Origin of the sequence: Bacillus sp. Y3, from assembly GCF_008123875.1 — a bacterium.
GTDB lineage: Bacteria > Bacillota > Bacilli > Bacillales > Bacillaceae > Bacillus > Bacillus altitudinis.
Genome location: NZ_VSSC01000001.1, coordinates 568,281 through 584,510, shown reverse-complemented (window position 1 = coordinate 584,510; position 16,230 = coordinate 568,281). Strand labels below are relative to the sequence as shown.

Sequence of the window (16,230 nt, the reverse complement as noted above, 5' to 3'; positions counted from 1 at the left end):
CAGTGATCTTCTTTAAGAAGGGAGACAAATATGGAAAAGTTAAACATTGCCGGCGGTGACCCCTTGCGCGGGACCGTACATATTAGTGGTGCGAAAAATAGTGCTGTGGCACTGATTCCTGCCACGATTCTCGCTGATTCTCCAGTAACCATTGAAGGCCTTCCGCATATTTCAGATATTGACACATTACGAGATCTGTTAGAAGAGATTGGCGGAAAGGTCACGTTTGAAAAAGGTGAGATGGTTGTCAATCCTGCCTCCATGATCAGTATGCCGCTTCCTAATGGGAAAGTGAAGAAACTACGAGCATCCTATTATTTAATGGGCGCCATGCTCGGTAGATTCAAGCAGGCTGTCATTGGATTACCAGGGGGATGTCACTTAGGACCTAGACCGATCGATCAGCATATCAAAGGCTTTGAAGCACTTGGAGCCGAGGTGACAAACGAACAGGGTGCGATTTATTTGCGCGCTGAAAAATTAGTCGGAGCCCGTATTTATCTTGATGTTGTCAGTGTAGGTGCGACCATCAATATCATGCTGGCAGCCGTGCTAGCTGAAGGGAAAACAGTGATTGAAAATGCCGCAAAAGAACCCGAAATTATTGATGTAGCAACACTGCTTGCAAGCATGGGAGCTAAAATCAAAGGTGCGGGGACGGATGTGATTCGGATCGAAGGTGTGGAATCTCTTCATGGCTGCAGGCATTCCATCATCCCTGACCGCATAGAAGCAGGTACATTTTTAATTGCAGGTGCAGCGATGGGGGATGAAGTTGTGCTTGATAATGTGATCCCAACTCATTTAGAATCAATTACGGCGAAACTTAGAGAGATGGGGTTCACAATTGAAACAAGCAACGATCAAATGCTGATCGTTGGCAGAAATGAAGGACTCAAGCCTGTCGATATCAAAACTCTTGTGTATCCGGGCTTTCCGACCGATCTTCAACAGCCGATGACGGCTTTGTTAACAAAAGCGAAAGGCACGAGTGTCGTGACAGATACCATTTACTCTGCCCGCTTTAAACACATTGACGAATTGCGTCGAATGGGTGCTAATATGAAGGTGGAAGGAAGATCTGCCATTATTACAGGTCAAACGCAGCTTCAAGGTGCAAAGGTCAAAGCAAGTGATCTGCGAGCAGGTGCTTGTCTCGTTGTTGCAGGGTTAATGGCAGACGGTGTGACCGAAATCACAGGGCTTGAACATATAGACAGAGGATATAGTATGCTTGAGGAGAAGCTTGAAGGCTTGGGTGCAACCATCTGGCGTGAAAAGCTGAATGACCAAGAAATAGAAGAACTTCAAAATTCATAAGGCTTTGACTGTGAGAGGAGATTTGGACAAAAATGGAAAGAAGTTTATCGATGGAACTAGTACGGGTGACAGAAGCAGCTGCATTAAAATCTGCTCGTTGGATGGGTAGAGGTTTAAAAGACGAAGCGGATGATGCTGCAACAAGTGCCATGCGTGATGTATTTGATACGATTCCGATGAAGGGAACTGTGGTCATCGGCGAGGGAGAAATGGACGAAGCGCCAATGCTTTATATTGGGGAAAAGCTTGGAAACGGATATGGACCTCGCGTGGATGTCGCTGTTGATCCATTGGAAGGAACAAATATTGTGGCAAGCGGCGGCTGGAATGCTTTAGCTGTTATCGCTGTTGCAGATCATGGCAACTTGCTGAATGCACCTGATATGTACATGGATAAGATCGCAGTAGGTCCAGAAGCGGTAGGCTGCATCGACATTGAAGCGCCTGTCATTGACAATCTTCGTGCTGTTGCAAAAGCGAAAAACAAAGATATTGAAGATGTTGTTGCGACAATTTTAAACAGAGAGCGACATGAAAAGATCATTGCTGAGCTGAGAGAAGCTGGAGCAAGAATCAAGTTGATTGATGATGGTGACGTTGCAGGAGCCATTAATACAGCATTTGATCACACAGGTGTTGATATTCTATTTGGTTCAGGTGGAGCGCCTGAAGGTGTCCTTTCTGCTGTTGCGCTTAAAGCACTTGGTGGAGAAATCCACGGTAAGCTTCTTCCACAAAGTGAAGAAGAGCTGAGACGCTGTGAGAAAATGGGGCTGGATGTTGGAAAAGTCCTCAGAATGGAAGACCTCGTGAAAGGCGATGACGCCATTTTTGCAGCGACAGGTGTAACAGATGGTGAGTTATTAAAAGGTGTTCAATTTAAAGGCTCTGTTGGAACAACACATAGTGTTGTCATGCGTGCGAAATCAGGTACTGTTCGATTCGTCGATGGCAGACACAGTTTAAAGAAAAAACCGAATCTTGTCATTCGTCCGTAATCTGAAAGCGGGTATTCTTTACCCGCTTTTCATATAGGTGTCAAATATATATCATTTTCTTTTTAAAGTTGAATATTCCCTGCAAATGAGGTAAAACTAAAGAGTGCTGCGAAATTTTCTGCGAATTTACTTCTTTTAAGCTTCAACAAGTTTAAATACTGCCGCATCATGACGATATACTCATTATCCTTCTCTATGTTGACAAAGCTCAATTTCACATTGTTCCTATCTTTACGATAAAACGAGTGGGAGCGTTACCATGAGAGCGAGGTCATTCCAACAAAAACGGAATTAAAAGCTAATCAAATACAATAGTCATGCATTCGTAATGAAATACATTGACTAGAAAAGTGTGGTGTCCATATTGAAAGATGTTTCGATTTCATCTTTGGAAAATATGAAATTAAAAGAGCTGTATGAGTTAGCAAAAAAGTACAAAATCTCTTATTACAGCAAACTAACAAAAAAAGAATTAATTTTTGCCATCTTAAAGGCGAACGCTGAGCAAGAGGATCTCTTATTTATGGAAGGGGTTCTAGAAATTATTCAGTCAGAGGGATTTGGTTTCTTAAGACCAATTAACTACTCCCCAAGTTCTGAAGACATTTATATTTCAGCTTCACAAATCAGACGCTTTGATTTAAGAAATGGTGATAAGGTGTCTGGAAAGGTACGACCTCCAAAAGAGAATGAACGCTACTATGGCCTCCTTCATGTCGAAGCGGTAAATGGGGACGACCCAGAATCAGCTAAGGAACGTGTTCACTTTCCTGCACTCACGCCGCTATTCCCTGATCGTCAAATGATTCTTGAAACACAGCCTAATCACCTGTCTACTAGAATTATGGATATGATGGCACCAGTTGGGTTTGGGCAGCGTGGTTTAATTGTTGCACCGCCTAAGGCCGGGAAAACCATTTTGCTCAAAGAAATTGCCAACAGCATCTCTGAAAATCATCCAGAGGCAGAACTGATTGTTCTTCTTATTGACGAACGTCCAGAGGAAGTAACAGATATCGAACGTTCTGTTGCAGGGGATGTCGTTAGTTCAACCTTTGACGAAGTACCGGAAAACCACATTAAAGTAGCAGAGCTTGTATTAGAGCGTGCGATGCGTCTAGTTGAACATAAAAAAGATGTCATCATCTTAATGGACAGCATCACAAGGCTTGCTCGGGCATACAACCTTGTCATCCCGCCAAGCGGCCGAACGCTTTCCGGCGGTATTGATCCAGCTGCTTTCCACCGTCCAAAACGTTTCTTTGGTGCTGCGCGTAACATCGAAGAAGGTGGAAGCTTGACCATTTTAGCTACTGCACTTGTTGATACGGGATCACGTATGGACGATGTGATTTATGAAGAGTTTAAAGGAACAGGAAATATGGAGCTCCATTTAGATCGTTCTCTTGCAGAAAGAAGAATTTTCCCAGCCATCGACATTCGTCGTTCCGGTACAAGAAAAGAAGAACTGCTTGTGCCTAAAGAGCATCTTGATCGTCTATGGGCGATGAGAAAATCAATGTCAGATACACCTGATTTCGCTGAGAAATTCATGCGCAAAATGAGAAAAACAAAGACAAACCAAGAATTTTTCGATATTTTAACGCAAGAGTGGAAACAAGCAAATATGTCTGCATCAAGAAGATAGCTTCCTGAAAAAATACATTTGCAATCATAGACTTACACTGTTATAATTTTATCATGTGCGTTTCAGAATTTATTCTGAGATATTAACTCTGTTTCCGAATTGGATTCAGGGCGGAAGGAGATGACAGTAGATGAAAACAGGAATTCATCCTAACTACAAAAAAGCTACAGTCAAATGCGCTTGTGGAAATGAGTTTGAAACTGGATCAGTAAAAGAAGAGGTACGCATCGAGATTTGCTCTGAGTGCCATCCTTTCTATACAGGCCGTCAAAAATTCGCTTCTGCTGATGGACGTGTTGACCGCTTTAACAAAAAATACGGTCTTAAGTAATAATAGATACAATAAACAGGCAGGAATCCGTTCTTGCCTGTTTTTTTACGTGGATTGATGGAACTTTAAAACGGGGGAGAAGACCTTATGTATGTGATGAAACAAAGCGGTTGGCTTGAAGTCATCTGCGGAAGTATGTTTTCTGGAAAGTCGGAAGAATTGATTCGGAGAGCCAAAAGAGCCACCTTTGCCAAACAAGAAGTAAAAATATTCAAACCAGCGATTGATAACCGGTATAGCACAAGCTCAGTTGTGTCACATAACGGTTCATCGGTCGATGGGATTGCAGTAACCTCACCAAAAGACATAATAACGCACATATCAGAACGAACCGATGTCATTGGCATTGATGAGGTGCAATTTTTTGATGAGACAATCATTGATATTGTCACTCAATTGGCTGATAAAGGCTACCGAGTCATTGTTGCAGGCCTTGATCAAGACTTCAGAGGAGAGCCATTTGGTGTTGTTCCGCATTTAATGGCATGTGCAGAGCTTGTAACAAAACTTCAAGCAGTTTGTTCGGTATGCGGCTCCCCAGCGAGTAGAACACAACGCTTGATCGACGGTAAACCCGCATCCTATGATGATCCCATTATTTTAGTAGGTGCGCAGGAATCATACGAAGCACGATGCAGACATCACCATGAAGTACCAAAACTAGATGTTGGTACAACACTTGACAATTAAAAAAATAGCAAATGCCGCTGTGTTTCGTTTTTCGAGATTTTGGCTGAACACCCATCATTTGTACTTAAATAAATTAAATAACGCTACGAAAAAATTATCTAATTTTCAACGCTTGCGTTTTGGTATAAGCAGGCATAAAATGACTAACTGTAGTGTAAAGCATTTAAACGAAAAGTTCGATTTCTTGTCATAATTTTTTTGATTAAGGATTTTTCTCCTTGATCGTTCTTTGTATTAATAGTTCACTTTATTTATATTTTAGAAAGAGGGTAGTTTTTGATGAACAACGTGAAGAAAACAAAAGAAGGGTACCTCGAAACCACTTTGACAGGTAAAGATGTATTATCGATTCCAACGTTGAACAAAGGCGTTGCTTTCTCTGAAGAAGAAAGACAAGAGCTTGGACTAGAAGGATTACTTCCTCCAACTGTTCTGACTTTAGAACAGCAAGCAGAGAGAGCATACAAGCAATTTCTAGCTCAGCCAGATCGTCTTCGTCAAAACGTATACTTAAGTGATTTGCAAAACCGTAACGAAGTATTATTCTATAAGCTTCTAACGGACAAGCTTCGTGAAATGCTTCCTGTTGTTTACACACCAACTGTTGGTGAAGCGATTCAAGAATACAGCCATGAATACAGAAGACCTCATGGTGTCTACCTTTCAATCGACAACATTGACGGTATTGAGAAAGCATTTGAAAACTTACATGCAACAGCAGGCGACATCGACCTCATCGTAGCAACTGACTCTGAGAGTATTCTTGGAATTGGTGACTGGGGTGTTGGTGGTATCAACATCGCAATTGGTAAATTAGCTGTTTACACGGCTGCAGCAGGGATTGATCCAAGCCGCGTCATTCCAGTTGTATTAGATGTTGGAACTAACAATGAAAAATTATTAAATGATCCATTGTACATCGGGAACCACCACAAACGTGTACAAGGTGAAAAATACGAAGAGTTCATTGATGCGTATGTAAAAGCAGCACTTAAATTCTTCCCGAAAGCATTGCTTCACTGGGAAGACCTTGGAAACAAAAATGCGCGTAACATCATGAAAAAATACAACGACAACATCTTAACATTTAATGATGATATCCAAGGTACTGGTGCCATTACTTTAGCGGGTGTTCTTGCAGCTGTCAAGAAAACTGGTACTCAATTGAAAGATCACCGTGTGATGATTTTCGGAGCTGGATCTGCTGGAATCGGAATCGCCGATCAAATGCGTGACACAATGGTTCTTGAAGGTCTAAGTGAAGAAGAAGCAAACAATGCATTTTGGACGTTAGACTACAGAGGGTTACTAACAGATCAGTTTGAAGATGAAGTGCTTGATTTCCAAAAACCATACCTTCGTTCTTCTGATGAAGTAGAAGGCTGGGCTCGTGATGAAAAAGGACAAATCTCATTTGCTGAAGCTGTTCGCAGGGTGAAGCCAACCATTCTTATTGGTACATCAGGTCAAGGCGGCGCATTCACTGAAGAAATTATTAAAGAAATCGCAGCTCATACTGAGCGTCCAGTGATCATGCCGATGTCTAACCCAACTCCACTTGCTGAAGCAGTACCGGAAGATCTATTCAAATGGACAGACGGTCGTGCGCTTGTTGCAACTGGAAGCCCATTCGAAAATGTCGAGTATAACGGAATTGAACATGAAATCGGACAATCAAACAATGCGTTCGTTTTCCCTGGACTTGGTCTTGGTTCAATCGTAACGGAATCAAAAATCATCACAAAAGGCATGTTCGTTGCTTCAGCGGATGCGATTGCTGAAATGGTTGATCATGATAAACCAGGTGCTGGTCTACTTCCAAGCATTGATAAGTTACAAGAAGTTTCTATCAAAGTAGCTATTGAAGTGGCAAAAGCAGCAATTAAAGATGGTGTCGCAAGAAAAACACCTGAAAACATTGAACAAGCTGTGAAAGATGCTATGTGGATTCCTGAATATAAAAAAATTGTAAGAGCATAATAAAATGTGTAACGCGGCATTGTTTCGGGTAATGTAAGCAATGCCGCTATAAAATAAGAAACATGTAAAGGATTCAAGGAGGAATAGTAAGATGGACTTTTTAAATATTTTGATCCTCCTAGCACCGATTTTTTTCGTTATCGCGCTGGGTTGGTTCGCAGGGAACTTCGGCAGCTATGACGCTAAATCTGCAAAAGGTGTAAGTACACTTGTTACAAAGTATGCTTTGCCAGCGCACTTTATCGCCAGCATTCTGTCAACACCAAAAGATAAATTCTATAGTCAAATTCCATTTTTCGTTGCATTGATTTTCGGAATCGTAGGCTTTTATATCATTATCCTTTTAGTTACGAAATTTGCTTTTAAATATGATTTAACAGATTCATCTGTTTTCTCATTAAACTCAGCACAACCGACCTTTGCATTTATGGGGATTCCGGTCTTGGGCAGTTTATTTGGGGCTCAAGAAGTTGCAATTCCGATTGCTATTACCGGAATAGTTGTAAATGCATTGCTTGATCCAATTGCTATTATTGTGTCAACTGTCGGTGAAAAAACAAAAGGAAAAGCCAAAGACGGCGAAAGTTTCCTAAAAATGACGACGAAAGCGATTTTGCACGGTTTATCAGAGCCGCTTGCGCTTGCACCGTTAGCAAGTATCATTCTTGTTCTTTTAGGATTTAAACTTCCTGAAATCGGACATGAAATGCTAGAGGAAATTGGAAGTGTGACATCAGGGGTTGCGCTCTTTGCAGTCGGTGTCACAGTCGGTATCCGCAAAATTAAACTGAGCTTACCAGCTTTCAGTATCGCATTGCTCAAAGTAGCTGTACAACCGTTACTTATGTATTTTATCGCCATTCTTATGGGTCTTTCGGCGGATGAAATTACAAAAGCTGTATTGCTTGTTGCCTTCCCAGGTTCAGCTGTTGCGGCCATGATCGCCACTCGATTTGAGAAACAGGAAGCAGAAACAGCATCGGCATTTGTGATCAGTGCGATCATGTCACTCATTACATTACCGATCATTATTGCACTTACCGTATAATATAGTAGAAAGGCTGCCTCGTTAGGCAGCCTTTCTTAGCGAAATGAATGAAACAGAGGGAAGAGTGCACGCTTTTTTTTCATTTCGGGGTGTGCCTTTTCCTTTTCTTCTTCTTTTAATGGTTTTGGTTTTGTCAATGTGGCTGTGAGGCGTTCTAATTTTGCAGTTAATTCTTCAATTTCTCTTCTGTGCTGGAGGAGCTGGTAGGAAACGCCTTCATCTGCTTTCTTAGCGAGTTTCCGTTCCATTTCTTGAAAACGCGCTTCAATATGACTGACGTGTGATTGCTCTTGAAGGAGCTGTTTCATTTGTTTTTCTAAGGCTTCTATCCGTTTTGATGAGTCAGAAGTTTCTACAGTAGGTGATAATTGCTGGGCGGTTTCTTCATGGATCGGCAGTCTAATGTCATGGAGAATCACACCTTCGTTCATTTGGTGTTGGACCTCTTTGAGCAGCTGGACAATGTCATCATGAAATTCATAATGTCCTAGTTCATTCCGGGCGACAGGGATGTTGAGCTGTTTGACCCAGCGCTGAATGGTTTTTGAAGATACACCAATTTCCTTTGCAACCTCATTTGTATTCAAACCAAATGCCCTCCCTTTTTTCAATTACAAGTACCATTCTCTTTCGTGAGCATCCGTTCCTTCACGTTAGACAAAACAAGTAACCAATCGCCAAAGATCGTGTTTTCTAGTGAAAAATTGCAGAAAATCAATTGTTTTGGAAATTTTTTTGACTGTCATACCCCGCTATACTATAATTAGACTGTTACGCACAAAACAGAGGTGAAGACCATGTTAGACCGTTTAAAATCAATTGAAGAACGCTATGAAAAGCTAAATGAATATTTAAGTGACCCTGAAGTGGTGAACGACCCTAAGAAGCTTCGTGAATATTCGAAGGAACAATCTGATATTCAAGAAACTGTTGAGGTATATAGACAATATCGTGCGGCATATGATCAGCTAAGTGATGCGAAAGCCATGCTGGAAGATAAGCTCGATGCCGATATGCGCGACATGGTCAAAGAAGAAATTTCAGAGCTCACAGAGGAAACAGAACGTTTAGAAGACGAGCTGAAAATCTTACTCATCCCGAAAGATCCGAATGACGATAAGAACGTTATTGTGGAGGTTCGTGGTGCAGCGGGCGGAGAAGAGGCTGCGCTGTTTGCAGGAAACCTGTACCGTATGTACAGCCGTTATGCTGAAATGCAAGGCTGGAAAACGGAAGTCATGGAAGCGAGTGTCACTGGAACTGGCGGTTATAAGGAGATCATCTTTATGATTAGCGGTAAAGGTGCATATTCTAAACTAAAGTTTGAAAACGGTGCACACCGCGTGCAGCGTGTTCCTGAAACTGAGTCAGGCGGCCGTATTCATACATCAACAGCGACAGTTGCTGTATTACCAGAGGCTGAGGAAGTTGAAATTGATATCCACGAAAAAGATATTCGTGTGGATACATTCGCATCAAGCGGACCAGGGGGACAAAGTGTTAATACCACAATGTCTGCTGTTCGTTTGACTCACCTTCCAACCGGTGTAGTGGTTTCCTGTCAGGATGAGAAATCACAAATCAAAAACAAAGAAAAAGCGATGAAAGTTTTGCGTGCGAGAATTTATGATAAATTCCAGCGTGAAGCACAAGCTGAATATGATCAAACCCGTAAATCTGCTGTTGGAACAGGGGATCGTTCAGAGCGTATCCGTACGTACAATTTCCCGCAAAACCGCGTGACGGACCACCGCATTGGATTGACGATTCAAAAGCTTGATCAAATTTTAGAAGGAAAACTTGACGAGGTCATTGATGCATTAATTATGGAAGACCAAGCAAGAAAACTTCAAAATGCAAAATAAAGAGCGAACGATCTTTGAAGCCCTTAAATGGGCTTCTTCTTTGTTAACGGAAGCGGGCAGAGACCAAAACGCAGCAGAGTTAATGTTGATGCATGTGCTTGGATGGAGCAGAAGTGAACTTCTTGCCCGTTTTCATGATCCACTGCCAGAGGAGCAAGATTCACAATTCAGCGAGTTCGTTACGCAGCACAAGCGTGGAGTGCCTGTGCAGCATTTAACGGGTGTTGAATTTTTTTATGGGCGTCCTTTTGAGGTAAACAAACACGTTCTGATTCCTCGTCCTGAAACGGAGGAAGTGGTGCTGGCGGCATTAAACATGATGAATCGTGTGTTTTCTGATGGTCAGCCTCTCAAAGCTGTTGATGTAGGAACAGGTAGCGGTGCAATTGCGATTACGTTAGCTCTTGAAAAAGAATCTCTCACTGTGACAGCGACGGATATTTCACATGAAGCACTTGAAGTAGCAAAGCGAAATCAAGAAGCGCTTGGTGCAGACGTTCATTTTGTCCAAGGGGATTTACTTGAACCGATTATGGCTCAAGGCATTAAAGTCGATGTGTTTATTTCCAATCCGCCTTATATTGCGGCAGAAGAAATGGATGGTTTATCAGAGGTTGTCACAAAGCATGAACCTGTCAATGCGCTGACAGATGGGCGTGATGGCCTGTGGTTTTATGAGCGTATCGCCTGTGATCTCCACAAGGTACTTCATCAGCAAGCGGTGGTTGTCTTTGAAATAGGACATACACAAGCACAAGATGTAAAAGCGCTTCTTTTGCAGGCGTTCCCTTCAGCTGATGTTCATATCATCAAGGACATCAACGGAAAGGATCGAGCGGTTTGCGCACACATTCAAAACGGAAGTCCGGCTGAATAAAGTCGGACTATTTTATTATGTAAAGATGAAACTTATGGTAAAAGGGAAACGTATATATAGAAGAATGAACATTCTGATCATGATTTTTTACATAAATTTGTTTTGAAGGAGCGAATGGTGTGAACAGAAGGTATGCGATGGTGTTGGTCATCGTCAGTGTACTATTGATTGTGAGTGCTTGCGGTAAACCGAGCTTTAAAAAAGAAGCAGCAGCATTTGGGGAAAACTATAAAAAAGCACAATACACAGTGAATCGGACGGATGACCTATCTGACATGAAGGAGAAGTTGAAGAATTATTTAACCGAGCATGAATATCAAGAATATACAGAAGACAGCATGTTTCCAAGTGTATTAGAAGCAGCAAAAGATCAAGATTGTCAAATTAAACTGAAAAAAATTACGTTTACACCTTCAGATGAAAGCGATGACAGGATTGAATTTGACTATGAAATGATCATTCAATTTATTGACCATAAAGGAAAGGTCAAAAAGGAAATTGAGAAAAAAGGTGCAATGACAGTTATCAAAACAGATGCGGGATTAAAAATCAGCCGAGATTGGGATGGAAGACTGTACCCGTCCGATTACCAATCCTCACTAAAAAGCCGTTCATAAGTTGTTGAATGGCTTTTTTGCATGCAGAAAAAACATTGATTCGCTCACCTCATGTAGTTGTTTTTTACTCATAATCTATTAAAAAAATCATTTTTGCTGTTTACGAGATGCGTTTCCTGGACACAATGTTTGTAGCGAAGAGAAAAAGTGGGGGGAACACATTATGTTCAAAAGTAAAATGATGATTTGTCTTTATATGTTTCTATTATTATGTGGTGCTTTTGCAAACCTTGGAAAAGAGGAGACGGCGGCTGCTTCTGCTAATCAGCCTGTTGTGATTCCAGATGAAGCCATTCGTTTACGCATTTTAGCCAACAGTGACCAGTCGGCAGATCAAGATGTGAAACGAAGTATTCGAGATGAGGTCAATGCCAATATAACGGAGTGGGTGAAAGACCTCACATCCATTGAAGAAGCTAGACGTGTGATTCGTTCAAAGCTTCCAGACATCAATCGTATTGCCAAAGCAAAATTAAAGGAACAACACATTGATCAATCCGTATCGGTCAGCTTTCAAAAAGCCTCATTTCCAACAAAGCTATATGGCAACTTTGTTTATCCTGCTGGGAAATATGAAGCCATTTTGATTACGTTAGGGGAAGGAGACGGAGCCAATTGGTGGTGTGTGTTATTCCCGCCTCTCTGCTTTATCGATTTTTCAAACGGAGAAGCGATCGCCTCACCAGAAGGAGATGATAAAGAGCAGGTAGCCGCAGAGCCATCAAATGAATCTGTCAATGAAGTGGTAAAAGAAGAAGAGACGGGTGAAGTGAAATTCTTTCTGTTCGAATGGGTCTCTAGTCTTTTCTCTTAAAAAAGGTCTAAATCTGTTTTTGCCTCATAGAGTTGAAGTAAGAGAACAAAAAGAGGTGAAAGCATGTATTATCAATTAAGAATAGCGACAGAAGAAGATGCCCCGGCCATTAATGCTTTTCTTGAAAAAGGCCAAGCAAAAGGCGGGGTGACGATTGCAGAGTGTATGTCATTTGTGGTCATGGAAGATGCAGACGGTGAGCTTGCAGGCTGTTTAGGTCTTGAACGACTAAATGAACAAGAAGGATTGCTAAGATCACTTGTGATATCAGATAAACTGGGTCAGGGGCATATCGTTTCTCTGTTCCAAAGTGTTCAAACGCTAGGGGAAAAACAAGGTGTGGACACCTTTTATGTTGTAGCCAATCACTCCTCTTCGCATGATTTTTTAGCGCTGATGGGCTTTACGCCTATAGAGGAAATCCCAGAAAGTGTGTGGGTATCTGCGCATGCAAAAGAGTCATTGGGAAAAGAGCAGGCGGTTGTGCTGCAAAAAACAGCTAGTTAATCACAAAACACCGGACTTATTCACATACTTATCCACTGTAAAACAAGCGTTATCCACAAATTGTGGACAACGCTTGTTTTATTTAGCATCATCTTTTATACTTTCAAAAGGATAATTGAGATATATCAACAGTTTTATCTTTTTTAAAAGGAGTTTGTATGATGTTAAATACAAAAAGGTGGTCTGTGGATTTAAAAAAGGATTTATCCACATACTATCCACAAATTGAACAAGCAGCTCTGTTGTTGCGGCAGAATGAAGTGGTCGCTTTTCCGACAGAAACGGTTTATGGACTAGGGGCAAATGCAAAAGAGACAGAGGCTGTGAAGAAAATTTATGAAGCGAAAGGACGCCCAAGTGATAATCCGTTGATTGTTCACATTGCGGACGTTCAACAGCTTCATGAATTTGCGCAAATAGAAAATGAAAAAGTAACAGCGCTGATGGATGCCTTTTGGCCAGGCGCTCTCACCATTGTTCTACCTTGTAAGCCGGGCACATTATCAAAGCAGGTGACGGCAGGTTTAACGACAGTAGGCGTAAGAATGCCTGATCATCCTGTTGCGCTTGAACTCATCCGAGCAGCTGGTCTGCCAATTGCCGCACCAAGTGCCAACCGTTCGGGAAAACCGTCGCCGACACTTGCGGACCATGTCGCGAGTGATCTTGATGGGAGAATTGCTGGCATTGTCGATGGTGGTTCAACAGGTATTGGTGTGGAGTCAACGGTTGTATCCTGTATAGACGAGATTCCAGTGATCTTAAGGCCGGGCGGTATTACAAAAGAAGCGTTAGAAGAGGTCGTAGGAACAGTCAACATAGATCCAGGGCTGACGAAAAAGGATGAGGCGCCTGTATCGCCGGGAATGAAATACACACATTATGCACCTGAAGCACAAATGTATATATTTCATGGAAGTGATGAAGACATGCAGCTGCACATTCAGAAGTACCGAGCTGAAGGGCTAAAAGTAGGTGTGCTGACGACAGAAGAAAAGAAGGAATGGTTTGCGGCAGATGTTATCTTTAGCTGTGGATGGAGAGAAAAGCCTGAAACGGTTGCGGCAAACTTATATCGTGTGCTGAGACAATTTGATGAAACGGATGTAGACTTGATCATTTCAGAAGCCTTCTCAGAGCAGGGAGTTGGTTCTGCGATCATGAACCGTCTGCAAAAAGCGGCAGGAGGGCGCACTCTCTCTTCATTCAAATAGTTCTAACCTCTCTTGGACAAACATAGGTTAAAGGAGAATGCGTGTCCAAGGGGGATTTACATGAATGAACTAGCTGGCGAATTGCTGACACTCAGTATCATGGCTTTTGCACTTGGAATGGATGCCTTTTCGGTTGGACTCGGCATGGGGATGATTCAGCTGAGATTCCGCCAGATCCTTTATATTGGACTTGTCATTGGGATATTTCATATGTTTATGCCTCTTTTTGGCATGCTGACAGGTCAGCTTTTATCTGGCTGGCTTGGGCTCCTAGCAACCTATATTGGCGGGGCGCTGCTTTTGGTGCTGGGTCTGCAAATGATCATCGCTTCTATCCGAAAAGAAGATAAGCCATTTATCGCACCTGTTGGGGCCGGTCTCGTTCTTTTTGCAACAAGTGTGAGTTTAGATAGTTTTTCCGTTGGCTTAAGCCTGGGGATTTACGGTTCTCGGGTGTTGATGACCATTTTATTGTTTGGTTTTTTTAGTATGATGCTCACATGGCTTGGATTATTACTCGGTAAACAGGTTCGGTCATGGGTAGGTTCATACAGCGGGGCGCTTGGCGGATTGATTTTACTAGCCTTTGGAATCAAATTATTATTTCCGCTCTAGCCAGTCTCCTTACATAACATGTAGAATGAAATGCTATATAATAGAAGAAAAGGAGGTCGAAAGATGAATATCTTATTTGTTTGTACGGGAAATACTTGCAGAAGTCCGATGGCTCAAGCCCTTTTTTCCTCCATTGCAGATGAAAAAGGCTTACAGGTCACTGTAAAATCAGCGGGCATCTTCGCCTCTGATGCAGGGAAGGCTTCTCCTCAAGCAGTCGAAGCATTATTTGAGAAAAGCATTCCACTCAATCACTCGTCGTCTAAACTAACAGAAGAACTTCTTCATGAAGCAGATTATGTCTTCACCATGACGATTCAGCATAAACAGTTGATTGTGGAGCAATATGCTCATGTGAAAGACAAGGTCTTCACTCTAAAAGAATTTGCGACAGGATCAGAAGGTGACGTGTCGGATCCATTTGGAGGGAGTCTCTCCATTTATCAGGAGACACGAGATGAACTAGAAACGCTATTGTATCAACTTGCTAAAAAACTTAAACAGGATCACCAATCCTCATAAATGGACAACCTGTAAAACCGTTGCGCAAACGGTTTTTCTGCTTTTGTTTGCAAATGACTAGGCAGAGGTTAAAATATAACTGTAAATAAAAAATGAATGTAAGACATGACAGATTAACTCACCCTTAGGAGGAATTGCCCGATGAAAGTAGCCATTGCATCCGATCACGGCGGAACGAATATTCGTGAAGAAATCAAACAACTAATGGATGAATTAAAGATTGAATACATTGATATGGGTTGTGAATGTGGATCAGGTTCTGTAGACTACCCAGACTATGCTTTTCCCGTAGCCAATATGGTGGCAAACGGGGAAGTCGATCGTGGCATTTTGATTTGCGGGACAGGTATTGGTATGAGCATTTCAGCAAACAAAGTGAAAGGCATCCGCTGTGCACTGGCGCATGATACATTCAGTGCAAAGGCGACGAGAGAACATAACGATACAAATGTTCTTGCGATGGGAGAACGAGTCATTGGACCAGGATTGGCAAGAGAGATTGCTCACATTTGGCTGACAACAGAATTTACTGCAGGACGTCATGCTGTGCGGATTGGTAAAATCGCTGATTACGAAGAAAAGCACCTGTAAGGAGCGCTTAACATGAACATTGGTCAAGATTGGCTTGAGATGTTAAAAGAGTTTCATCAAACAGTTGAACTGCGAGCCGGCCACATTTTAGTGATTGGCTGCAGTACATCAGAAGTGGCTGGCGAGCACATTGGGACAGCGGGAAGTGAGCAAATTGCTGAAGCTATTTATCAAGAGCTCGATCAACTGAGACGCGAGACAGGAATTGAATTGGCCTTCCAATGCTGCGAGCATTTGAATCGTGCCCTCGTTGTGGAAGAAGAGGTGGCGTACCGGCTTAACTTAGAGATTGTAGCGGCAGTACCTGTCCGTAAGGCGGGTGGTTCTATGGCGGCTCATGCGTATCAGCAAATGGAACACCCTGTGCTGGTTGAATCCATTTCAGCACATGCAGGTATTGATATCGGTGATACATTCATCGGCATGCACTTAAAGCGGGTAGCCGTACCGGTCCGTCTCAGCCGTCATCAATTAGGACAAGCACATGTGACGTTTGCAAAAACTCGTCCAAAGCTGATTGGCGGAGAACGAGCCGTTTATACAAGATCATAGTTCGGATATATTTCTAATATAATGTTGAATGATGAAGACGC

18 protein-coding genes are annotated in these 16,230 nt (G+C 42.2%); 17 read left to right on the top strand and 1 reads right to left on the bottom strand.

Going from position 1 to position 16,230, the window contains the following annotated elements:
* Positions 1–30: 30 nt before the first annotated feature.
* The 7 genes from FXF70_RS02955 to FXF70_RS02925 all read left to right on the top strand — a co-directional run bounded on the left by FXF70_RS02955 (position 31) and on the right by FXF70_RS02925 (position 8,015).
* The gene (locus tag FXF70_RS02955; RefSeq protein WP_007497673.1) at positions 31–1,320 is read left to right on the top strand and encodes a UDP-N-acetylglucosamine 1-carboxyvinyltransferase; all 1,290 of its coding nucleotides are present in this window, start codon (positions 31–33) and stop codon (positions 1,318–1,320) included.
* A 32-nt stretch (positions 1,321–1,352) separates the two neighbouring features.
* Positions 1,353–2,318 (top strand): class II fructose-bisphosphatase, encoded by a 966-nt coding sequence (glpX, locus tag FXF70_RS02950; RefSeq protein ID WP_007497670.1) that lies wholly within the window; start codon positions 1,353–1,355, stop codon positions 2,316–2,318.
* A gap of 364 nt (positions 2,319–2,682) precedes the next feature.
* On the top strand, positions 2,683–3,966 hold the full coding sequence (gene rho, locus FXF70_RS02945) for a transcription termination factor Rho (RefSeq protein WP_007497667.1): 1,284 nt from the start codon (positions 2,683–2,685) through the stop codon (positions 3,964–3,966).
* A gap of 130 nt (positions 3,967–4,096) precedes the next feature.
* Complete coding sequence (gene rpmE, locus FXF70_RS02940) at positions 4,097–4,297, top strand: 50S ribosomal protein L31 (RefSeq protein ID WP_003215407.1); 201 nt, start codon at positions 4,097–4,099, stop codon at positions 4,295–4,297.
* 87 nt (positions 4,298–4,384) lie between these two features.
* Positions 4,385–4,987, top strand: coding sequence for a thymidine kinase (locus FXF70_RS02935; RefSeq protein WP_007497666.1), 603 nt, complete (start codon positions 4,385–4,387; stop codon positions 4,985–4,987).
* Positions 4,988–5,266: 279 nt separating this feature from the next.
* A complete protein-coding gene (gene malS, locus FXF70_RS02930; protein ID WP_081114219.1) occupies positions 5,267–6,967 on the top strand; it encodes an oxaloacetate-decarboxylating malate dehydrogenase in 1,701 nt (566 codons plus the stop codon).
* 91 nt (positions 6,968–7,058) lie between these two features.
* Complete coding sequence (locus FXF70_RS02925; RefSeq protein ID WP_017368214.1) at positions 7,059–8,015, top strand: AEC family transporter; 957 nt, start codon at positions 7,059–7,061, stop codon at positions 8,013–8,015.
* Positions 8,016–8,050: 35 nt separating this feature from the next.
* Here FXF70_RS02925 and racA read toward each other — a convergent pair whose 3' ends face one another.
* The gene (racA, locus tag FXF70_RS02920; RefSeq protein ID WP_148779805.1) at positions 8,051–8,602 is read right to left on the bottom strand and encodes a chromosome-anchoring protein RacA; all 552 of its coding nucleotides are present in this window, start codon (positions 8,600–8,602) and stop codon (positions 8,051–8,053) included.
* Between the two features lie 210 nt (positions 8,603–8,812).
* On the opposite strand from racA, the gene prfA reads away from it, so the two are divergent.
* The 10 genes from prfA to FXF70_RS02870 all read left to right on the top strand — a co-directional run bounded on the left by prfA (position 8,813) and on the right by FXF70_RS02870 (position 16,189).
* Positions 8,813–9,880 (top strand): peptide chain release factor 1, encoded by a 1,068-nt coding sequence (prfA, locus tag FXF70_RS02915; protein WP_008343422.1) that lies wholly within the window; start codon positions 8,813–8,815, stop codon positions 9,878–9,880.
* On the top strand, positions 9,870–10,757 hold the full coding sequence (gene prmC, locus FXF70_RS02910; protein ID WP_148779804.1) for a peptide chain release factor N(5)-glutamine methyltransferase: 888 nt from the start codon (positions 9,870–9,872) through the stop codon (positions 10,755–10,757). Before prfA ends, prmC begins: the two co-directional genes overlap by 11 nt.
* A 137-nt stretch (positions 10,758–10,894) precedes the next feature.
* Positions 10,895–11,374, top strand: a complete 480-nt coding sequence (locus tag FXF70_RS02905) for a hypothetical protein (protein WP_148779925.1) — start codon at positions 10,895–10,897, stop codon at positions 11,372–11,374.
* Between the two features lie 163 nt (positions 11,375–11,537).
* On the top strand, positions 11,538–12,188 hold the full coding sequence (spoIIR, locus tag FXF70_RS02900; RefSeq protein ID WP_017360045.1) for a stage II sporulation protein R: 651 nt from the start codon (positions 11,538–11,540) through the stop codon (positions 12,186–12,188).
* Positions 12,189–12,251: 63 nt separating this feature from the next.
* Entirely contained in the window at positions 12,252–12,695 is a 444-nt protein-coding gene (locus FXF70_RS02895; RefSeq protein WP_148779803.1) for a GNAT family N-acetyltransferase, read from the top strand.
* A gap of 161 nt (positions 12,696–12,856) precedes the next feature.
* The gene (locus FXF70_RS02890) at positions 12,857–13,909 is read left to right on the top strand and encodes an L-threonylcarbamoyladenylate synthase (RefSeq protein WP_081298178.1); all 1,053 of its coding nucleotides are present in this window, start codon (positions 12,857–12,859) and stop codon (positions 13,907–13,909) included.
* A gap of 60 nt (positions 13,910–13,969) precedes the next feature.
* Positions 13,970–14,524, top strand: a complete 555-nt coding sequence (locus FXF70_RS02885) for a manganese efflux pump MntP (RefSeq protein WP_025208133.1) — start codon at positions 13,970–13,972, stop codon at positions 14,522–14,524.
* A 63-nt stretch (positions 14,525–14,587) separates the two neighbouring features.
* Positions 14,588–15,046: a low molecular weight protein arginine phosphatase gene (locus FXF70_RS02880; RefSeq protein WP_046526722.1), complete on the top strand. Its 459-nt coding sequence runs from the start codon at positions 14,588–14,590 to the stop codon at positions 15,044–15,046.
* A gap of 141 nt (positions 15,047–15,187) precedes the next feature.
* The gene (gene rpiB / locus FXF70_RS02875; RefSeq protein ID WP_003214714.1) at positions 15,188–15,637 is read left to right on the top strand and encodes a ribose 5-phosphate isomerase B; all 450 of its coding nucleotides are present in this window, start codon (positions 15,188–15,190) and stop codon (positions 15,635–15,637) included.
* 12 nt (positions 15,638–15,649) lie between these two features.
* Positions 15,650–16,189: a TIGR01440 family protein gene (locus FXF70_RS02870; RefSeq protein ID WP_007497644.1), complete on the top strand. Its 540-nt coding sequence runs from the start codon at positions 15,650–15,652 to the stop codon at positions 16,187–16,189.
* The last annotated feature ends 41 nt before the right edge of the window (positions 16,190–16,230 follow it).

Coding starts and splice junctions, on each gene's coding strand:
- FXF70_RS02955 (WP_007497673.1), top strand. CDS start 31: ATGGAAAAGTTAAACATTGCCGGCGGTGACCCCTTGCGCGGGACCGTA.
- glpX (WP_007497670.1), top strand. CDS start 1,353: ATGGAAAGAAGTTTATCGATGGAACTAGTACGGGTGACAGAAGCAGCT.
- rpmE (WP_003215407.1), top strand. CDS start 4,097: ATGAAAACAGGAATTCATCCTAACTACAAAAAAGCTACAGTCAAATGC.
- FXF70_RS02935 (WP_007497666.1), top strand. CDS start 4,385: ATGTATGTGATGAAACAAAGCGGTTGGCTTGAAGTCATCTGCGGAAGT.
- malS (WP_081114219.1), top strand. CDS start 5,267: ATGAACAACGTGAAGAAAACAAAAGAAGGGTACCTCGAAACCACTTTG.
- FXF70_RS02925 (WP_017368214.1), top strand. CDS start 7,059: ATGGACTTTTTAAATATTTTGATCCTCCTAGCACCGATTTTTTTCGTT.
- prfA (WP_008343422.1), top strand. CDS start 8,813: ATGTTAGACCGTTTAAAATCAATTGAAGAACGCTATGAAAAGCTAAAT.
- prmC (WP_148779804.1), top strand. CDS start 9,870: ATGCAAAATAAAGAGCGAACGATCTTTGAAGCCCTTAAATGGGCTTCT.
- FXF70_RS02905 (WP_148779925.1), top strand. CDS start 10,895: ATGGTGTTGGTCATCGTCAGTGTACTATTGATTGTGAGTGCTTGCGGT.
- spoIIR (WP_017360045.1), top strand. CDS start 11,538: ATGTTCAAAAGTAAAATGATGATTTGTCTTTATATGTTTCTATTATTA.
- FXF70_RS02895 (WP_148779803.1), top strand. CDS start 12,252: ATGTATTATCAATTAAGAATAGCGACAGAAGAAGATGCCCCGGCCATT.
- FXF70_RS02890 (WP_081298178.1), top strand. CDS start 12,857: ATGTTAAATACAAAAAGGTGGTCTGTGGATTTAAAAAAGGATTTATCC.
- FXF70_RS02885 (WP_025208133.1), top strand. CDS start 13,970: ATGAATGAACTAGCTGGCGAATTGCTGACACTCAGTATCATGGCTTTT.
- FXF70_RS02880 (WP_046526722.1), top strand. CDS start 14,588: ATGAATATCTTATTTGTTTGTACGGGAAATACTTGCAGAAGTCCGATG.
- rpiB (WP_003214714.1), top strand. CDS start 15,188: ATGAAAGTAGCCATTGCATCCGATCACGGCGGAACGAATATTCGTGAA.
- FXF70_RS02870 (WP_007497644.1), top strand. CDS start 15,650: ATGAACATTGGTCAAGATTGGCTTGAGATGTTAAAAGAGTTTCATCAA.